The sequence below is a fragment of the Granulicatella sp. genome (assembly GCF_057274575.1).
Map to the genome: position 1 here is coordinate 19,920 of NZ_DBHISP010000016.1, position 7,119 is coordinate 27,038.

A 7,119-nucleotide genomic window follows, 5' to 3' on the forward strand; every position below is an offset into this window, starting at 1 on the left:
TACCAGTGTATTAATATAGTAATACACTTCCTTTAACTGTATTATGCACTTAGTACACCCATTTGTCAATAGCATTTTCAAAAATATTTTTAAAAATAAAAAAGACGACTCTGTTGAGTCGTCTACATCATTATTGTAATTTTAATTTCACCATTTCTTGCAAGATTAAGTTCGCCATCTCGGCTGCACCAGTATCGTTTGGATGAATTTCATCCTCAAAGAGCAACTCTTTCGTGCGTCCTTTCGCATAGATTCCCCAGTCGACTAAATGAACATTTGAATACCGTTCAGCTGCAGATTTGAGTTGATCGTTCACTTCTTTAGCCCATTTAATTTCATAGCCGACTGTTACTAAGAAAATTTCACGGTTGCCTGTTGCCTGGATGAGCGAATCAATTTGCGTACTTACAAAAGCTCCATTTGAACCAAGTACAAATACGACCGTTTGAGATAATCTTTCTTGTTCAACTAGTTTTTGGACGACAGGAGTACTGTAATACAATTGACGTCCAACTTCCCCGTCAACATATGCATTCGGGAAGACTTCTCTTAATTTATTGGCAGAAGCTAACAGGACGGAATCTCCTACAAAGGTAATTGGCGTTTGTCGAACTTGTTGTTCTATATTAGCCTGCACCTCCGAATGAACCGTTGTGACAGCTTCCGTAGTAGGTTCCACGGTTGTTTCTTGAAGCAGTTCCTGATTTTTACGAATCTTTTCTTCTACTTCACGAACCAAACTTGTTTGGTCTTTTTCCTGTGCAAATCCAATCCCTGCTAACCCAGCAAAGACCAGATAAACTAAAGAAAAAGCCATTCCGAAGTGTTTTACCTTTTTTGGAAGGTTCGATTTCATATACGCAGTTAACTGATACGGACTATGTGCTTGTCCAATCGGAAGTGGAATTCGTTCTTTTTCAAATAATTGATAAGTGATTTCAGCTAGTACAATTATCGTAATCCATTGAATCGAAACATTCAACCAATAGTCTTCAAGCCCTCTTAAAAACGATGGCAAGATTAAGTGTATCGGATAAAACCATAGGTAATAAGAGTAACTTCTTTTTCCGAGGAAAGTAAAACCTTTAAAGCTAATGATATAGTGAAGCATCACGCCTTCACGGATTACAAATGAAACAAGCAGTGCCATTACGATGGAAGAGAGTAGCATAATCATGTAATACACTTCTGCTTGCATCCCATTGAAGGTCAAGAGCATCCAAATGAATGCCCCCATACAAATGACGCTCGCAACATTCAAGATACTTTTGTTAGAATGCTCTTCGGGAATCAAAAGTTTCCCTTCATGAATGTAGCTTAGTAAAGCTCCTAATGTGAATGAGAACAAACGAGTTGATACAAGATAGTAAACATGCGACGGCTCTTGTTCCAACCAATATAAAGCCGCCATCCCTACTGCTGAAGCAATTGTTAGAAAAGCTAACAGTACAAACTCTTGCATCCGCAGAAAATTCATCTTCTTCATGAATTTTCTCACGAAGAATCCAAAAATTAATAATTGAACATATAAAGAAATGTACCAAAGATGGACAAAAGGACTTGGATTAGCGGACTGTACAAAATAGGATTGTTGACTAAAGATTTGATAATCATTATTGACAAAAAACAACGCCGATAGAGCCATTCCTCTGATATTAGACAGCATGTGTGGTGCGATTAAAAAGAGCGTAGCTACGTTAGTGATAATCATAAAGAGCATCGGAAAAAACATTCTTTTCAGGCTCTTCCACGAAAATTTCTCTTGATAATCCTCAGCAAATGTTTTCTTATTCTGTCTAAATGTTAAATAGCCCCCAACTACAAGAAAACCATTTACCGCCAAAAATCCCCCAGGCAATAAATGTTGAAAATAATAATATAAAATAATTGCAAGTATAAAAAAACCTTTCAAGCCATCTAAAGCTGCGATCCTCTTCTGTTTTTCAGGCGGATGCGCATTTGACTTAGAAAGTCCTGTTTGATAATTTGAAGTCTCCATTGAAATTCTCCATTCATGATGTTCGTCATTATTATATCTCAAAACAGCTACATTGGGATACTAGAAACTTTACATTTTTATTAATTTTGAGAAAATCAATTCCAATTGTTTCTGTGGAGAAAAAAACGTTTAATTTCCTCTCTAAAATCAAAAAAACTAGGCAAAAAGGCCTAGTTTTTTCATTTATAATAAAATATGTCACTCTAAAATCAAGATGTAATTTAACCCAATGGAGATAGCTGCTATTTCAACCCTTTAAAAGCATCTACTTTAATCTTCTTGCTATCAATCCCTTTTTCTTCAAGGAACCTCTTCATCATTTCCACATCATCAGGTTGACCAGATAAGAGATATGTGGCCTTATTTCCATACTTTTCTGCTGCATTTTTAAGGCTGTCTTGACTTTGAGAAAAGCTAGAAGTTGTTTCATAGGTCAAATTTGTTTCTTTTTTTGATAAATTTGCTATTTCTTCATTAAAAATAAGAACCCCTTTATCCAAGTGACTGATAATAATATCCCGTTTTCCAGCCCACTCTTTGATAATAGGCCTTATTGCCGCAATGCCAACGTCAGAAGCAAAAAAAACAAGTGGCTCTTTGCCATCTGCAACAGATAAATTAGAGTAAAGCCAGCTCATCTCGACCTTACTTCCTGCTTGCAAATTAGTCAATGTTTTTTTATAGAAACTACCACTATTGTGTGTCAAAATGAAAATTTCATTCTCATTAGGGTTAGAAGCTATTGTCAGCCAGCCACTATTTTGTTTGTTTTTATCATTGCTCATTGAAGCACCGGATATTACGTCGGTAGTTTCTTGAGCGTTCTCCTTAACATCATGTAATGTAAATTGAGCATAAGATCCAGCTTCCCATGTCACATTGTCAGGTTTCGTCAAACGTATTAAGTAAAGGTCGTCATTGAAATTTTCAATGGATTTAACCGACAAAGTTTGACTCCGTCCAAGATAGGTAATCACACCCCAAGTAATAAGGCACAGTGCCACCAGAATAGATATAATAATTATCACCATTTTTTTACCTCTTTTCATTACTTCCCTCATTTCCAAAATTTAAAAGATACCCAAAAAGCCAGTGCGATAGTAGGAATAAAACCAATCACTTTGATAACAAAATCGGTATCCGGCAAGCTGTATATATAAATCATGATAGTCACTGCTGCCAACCAAATGCCTGCAATTTGCAAAATAGCAGATAATCCGGTAATCATACATAACCCTATCGCTAACAAAATTATGCCTCCAGTAGCAAAGCTCATGAAATCAGGGCTTGATAAATCAATTGACTGTAGCATAGCTCCCCATACAATGACCAAAATACCAATAACGGCGACAGAAATCCCCACAATACCCCATCCATTCATTTTTTACTCCTTGTTTGTTCATAATAATATCTCCTTCATGTTATTGAATGAATATTTTTTAAATTCATTCATTCTCTCTTAAAAAATAAAGAAATCAATTCTTTATTTTTTTAAAATCCCCTTTACAAAATAAGTTGCAAGTATTTCAACTGTTTTACTGATACCCGGAAAATCATTTTCTGCAATGTGCATATCCATATAGTAAAACAGATTGTAAACTTGTAAGATTTCTTGAATTTTTTCTTGTGAATATCCTTCATCCTTGATACGATTCGTAAATGTCTCCTCTAAAAACTGATGAAATGAATTTGAAATTTTGCCTTCTTCCGAAGAATAATAATGATGCAACTCATTAGAAATCATAGGATTGTACCATTCCGAAAGAATTTTATTGGAAGAAATATAACTTCGTGACGTTCTGAAAATCTGACTGACAAGTTCGACCATATCCATTCCCCAATCAATTTCGTTTATCATTGCTTGACGTACACGATTATTCTCATCTACATAAACATCTAAAAAAATAGCTTCTTTACTGTCATAATAGTTATAGAAAGAACCAACTGCCACACCAGCTTGTTTGGCAATTTCTGAAATTCCTGTTGCCTTATAGCCTGTTTTAGAGAAGATATCATGGGCAGCTGCCTTTAAAGCCTGTTTTATATCCAATTTAACAGATCTCCTTTCCGTTGTGAATGAATATTTTTTTTATTCATTCATAACATATCATGTTGCATGTTGCTTGTCAACATAATAGGAAAATAAAAGACTTTAAGTTTACAATCAACTCACTTTACAGTCTTAGAATTTCCCCTCATTCTTTCCAAGTGCCAAATCAAACTACGATACCTGAATTCCCTTAGTCTGTGTGCCAAGATATTTGAAAGTTCCACGCTTTTCTTACTGTTCTTTAATACTTTATATTCCCTCTAATATTTCATTTTCCTGTTCAATGAACATCAGTCATACAGTTATCAAATTGCAGTGTTTGTTCTCTGCCATTTTTGGCAAAAGTGAATTTTCGTTGTTGTAGAAATTAAGAAATAAGTGGAACAACAAGCATAGGAAAGGGTTCTTACCTTTTGTGGTGTTTTCTTGCATACAGTTCAAGAATAAAGTCAAGGATTTCATCGATACGATCACTGTCAAGTCCTGATTGGCTTCTACTTCGTAACATGAGCATGAAAAAAGCGGTGTTCTTATACTTCCTTTAACAGAAGCGAAAGAGCACCGCTTTTACGATTTCCTATTTAATTTTGATTCCCACAACATGCCTTTTATGTCTGTGGTAAAGTACTTCTATCTGAAGAGTTTTTACAGCACATCAAGGCTTTTTTCTCAAAAGTAGTAAATTTTAGTAAATTCAATCCACTCTCTTGTAAATATCCTTGTATTTCAAGGGGTTTGGGGGTTAACTATTAAAGTTTGCATTTAAACTTTTAATGTTCTGAAGCACCGCTTGTAGCGTCCACTGCTTGTGCTTGAGCTGGAGCTGAATGTCCGCTATCTGAAGCACCACTTGTAGTATCTGCTGCTGGAGCTGAGTGTCCGCTGTTTGAAGCGCCACTTGTTGCGTCAGCTGCAGGAGCTGCCCCATTTGCGCTGACTAAACGTTGGCCAGTTGTTTGTAAGTACCAATCTAACCATGGTTTGAAGTCAAATACGATTTCGTTGATTCCAGCATAAGAACCATCAGGATAGTACATTGCTTGGTAGTTGTGTACATTGATGATTTCTGGTGGAGTGTTCGGAACGATTGTACGGAAGTAATCCACGTTTCCTGCACGTAAGTTCGCAATGAGGTATTCCACATTTTTGAAGGTACGTGGTGGGTGAACAGTTCCTAAACGGTTACCAGATTGAGATGGCACACGTGGAGCCAACATTTTGTTTGCTGGTTTGTTGAAGTTATAGTACAAGAATTGGTTGTTGTCATCGGCATATGTTACTTCAAATGGTAAAGCTTTTAAGAACATATCGATTTGGTCAACCGTTAATAAACCGTGGTCTAGGCGAACATAGTCGTTACCTTGAGCCGCTCCAACGATTTCACTTGCTTTTTCAACCCATTCTGGATCATCAGGATCTACGCCTTGAACTGTTGTAGAAATTGGGTTTGTGCAGTCTAAATCTTCTGGAGGAGTTGGTAATGGTTTGCGTAACACTTTTACAACCTCCACATATTTCACGAAGTTTTCTAAGCATGAACGTAAGAACGCTACAGTTCCTTCGCTCTTAATGTTGCCTTCTTCGTCAAATGCTTCTTTTGCTTTTCCTAATAAGAATTCGTTCCCTGGTAATACATATGCGTTTACCCCTGGAGCGTCCAAGATTTTACGTAAATGCACTTGCGCACGTGAAGTACCTTGGTCATAGTGAGAAGCTCCCATAATCATGACAGGTTTGTTTTCGAATGGGTGTAAGTTGAATGACATCCATTCTAATGTGCTCTTCAACGCAGCTGTAATGGTGTGGTTGTGTTCAGGTGTAGCGATAATCACACCATCTGCACGAATTAATTTGTTGTACATGTATTGTACTGGGAAGCTCTTAGATTGATCTTCGTCTTGATTGAACATTGGAATATCTTTAATTTCTAAGATTTCAAACTCGAATAAGTCACTGAATTTCTTTTCGATAAATTGTAATAATAAACGGTTATGCGAAAATTCCGCATTTGATCCTACGATACCAATAATTTTCATTTTCTACTGTCACTCCTTATTTTTTAGAACTGTCCCATGAGAAGTTTTTCGCTTCTTTTTCACGAGCTTCGTTTGCACGAACTAATTGTTTTGTAATTTCAATGAATAATAAGTAATCTTCGAAAATCTTTTCTAATTTTTCAACAGTAACTGTATCTTTCAAGTTACCTTCTTCGTCGAATGCTTGTAAGGCGTGACCTAATAAGAATTCATCACTTGGTAAAACACGTGCTTTAATTTCTGGCGCGTTTAAGATTTGACGTAATTGACTTTGTGCACGTGAAGAACCGAGTGTTCCGTATGATGCTCCTGTAATCATGACAGGTTTATTTAATAATGGATAGATACCATAAGATAACCATGCTAAAGCGTTCATTAATACAGCTGGGCATGAGTGATCATATTCTGGCGTACTAATGATTACTCCATCTGCTGCAGCGATTTTATCTGCAATGGCTTGTGCTTCTTGAGGCACAGCCTTAGGAGTTGGTTTGTTGAACATTGGTAAGTCTTTAATTTCGACTAGTTCAATTTCCGCCTGTTCTGAAAAATGTTTTTGAATGTATTGTAATAGTTGACGGTTTGTTGATTTTTTAGAGTTTGTTCCGACTAAACCGATTAATTTAACCATTTGAGTACTTCCTTTCGAGTAATTGAATCTTTGAAGCAAGTCCTGATGTATAGAAAATACGATTATCTTCTAAAATCATTACCGCTTCGATGTTAGGGTGTTGTTCCACTTCGAATAAGATTTCATGCGCTTTTTTTCCAAAGAGTCTTGTTGTCCATATCTCACAATCGACTGACTGCTTCGATACAATCGTTAGACTAGCAACGTCCGTCTCTGCTGGATATCCTGTATTAGGGTCCAAAATATGATGGTATTTCTTCCCATCCACTTCAAGTACCCGCTCGTAGACACCTGATGTGACAATCGACTCCTCTTGAATCGGAAGAAGCGCCACATTTTCTCCACGCAGGAGTTTAGGGTTTTGAATCCCAATCCACCAATTCCCATCTTCATGATGAATAGC

General features: G+C 36.6%; 7 protein-coding genes. All 7 read right to left on the bottom strand.

Features of this window, described 5'->3' with window-relative positions:
- Positions 1–130 precede the first annotated feature (130 nt).
- Entirely contained in the window at positions 131–1,999 is a 1,869-nt protein-coding gene (locus ACO5V7_RS07765; protein ID WP_485485721.1) for an acyltransferase family protein, read from the bottom strand.
- A 242-nt stretch (positions 2,000–2,241) separates the two neighbouring features.
- A complete protein-coding gene (locus ACO5V7_RS07770) occupies positions 2,242–3,048 on the bottom strand; it encodes a ferredoxin reductase domain-containing protein (RefSeq protein WP_485485722.1) in 807 nt (268 codons plus the stop codon).
- Positions 3,049–3,056: 8 nt separating this feature from the next.
- Entirely contained in the window at positions 3,057–3,380 is a 324-nt protein-coding gene (locus ACO5V7_RS07775; protein WP_485485723.1) for a hypothetical protein, read from the bottom strand.
- A 102-nt stretch (positions 3,381–3,482) separates the two neighbouring features.
- Entirely contained in the window at positions 3,483–4,049 is a 567-nt protein-coding gene (locus tag ACO5V7_RS07780) for a TetR/AcrR family transcriptional regulator (protein WP_485485724.1), read from the bottom strand.
- 770 nt (positions 4,050–4,819) lie between these two features.
- Positions 4,820–6,085, bottom strand: coding sequence for an NAD(P)H-dependent oxidoreductase (locus tag ACO5V7_RS07785; RefSeq protein WP_485485725.1), 1,266 nt, complete (start codon positions 6,083–6,085; stop codon positions 4,820–4,822).
- Positions 6,086–6,101: 16 nt separating this feature from the next.
- Positions 6,102–6,716 carry an NADPH-dependent FMN reductase gene (locus ACO5V7_RS07790; RefSeq protein WP_049555097.1) on the bottom strand — a complete coding sequence of 205 codons (615 nt, stop codon included), beginning with the start codon at positions 6,714–6,716 and terminating at the stop codon, positions 6,102–6,104.
- Positions 6,709–7,119, bottom strand: a 411-nt coding sequence (locus ACO5V7_RS07795; protein ID WP_485485726.1) for an FAD:protein FMN transferase, incomplete at its 5' end; no start/stop codon positions are given. The genes ACO5V7_RS07795 and ACO5V7_RS07790, both read right to left, overlap by 8 nt.

What these genes read in the sequence shown, in the direction of transcription:
- ACO5V7_RS07770 (WP_485485722.1), bottom strand. Translation starts at nt 3,048, where the DNA reads ATGAAAAGAGGTAAAAAAATGGTGATAATTATTATATCTATTCTGGTG.
- ACO5V7_RS07790 (WP_049555097.1), bottom strand. Translation starts at nt 6,716, where the DNA reads ATGGTTAAATTAATCGGTTTAGTCGGAACAAACTCTAAAAAATCAACA.
- ACO5V7_RS07765 (WP_485485721.1), bottom strand. Translation starts at nt 1,999, where the DNA reads ATGGAGACTTCAAATTATCAAACAGGACTTTCTAAGTCAAATGCGCAT.
- ACO5V7_RS07785 (WP_485485725.1), bottom strand. Translation starts at nt 6,085, where the DNA reads ATGAAAATTATTGGTATCGTAGGATCAAATGCGGAATTTTCGCATAAC.
- ACO5V7_RS07775 (WP_485485723.1), bottom strand. Translation starts at nt 3,380, where the DNA reads ATGAATGGATGGGGTATTGTGGGGATTTCTGTCGCCGTTATTGGTATT.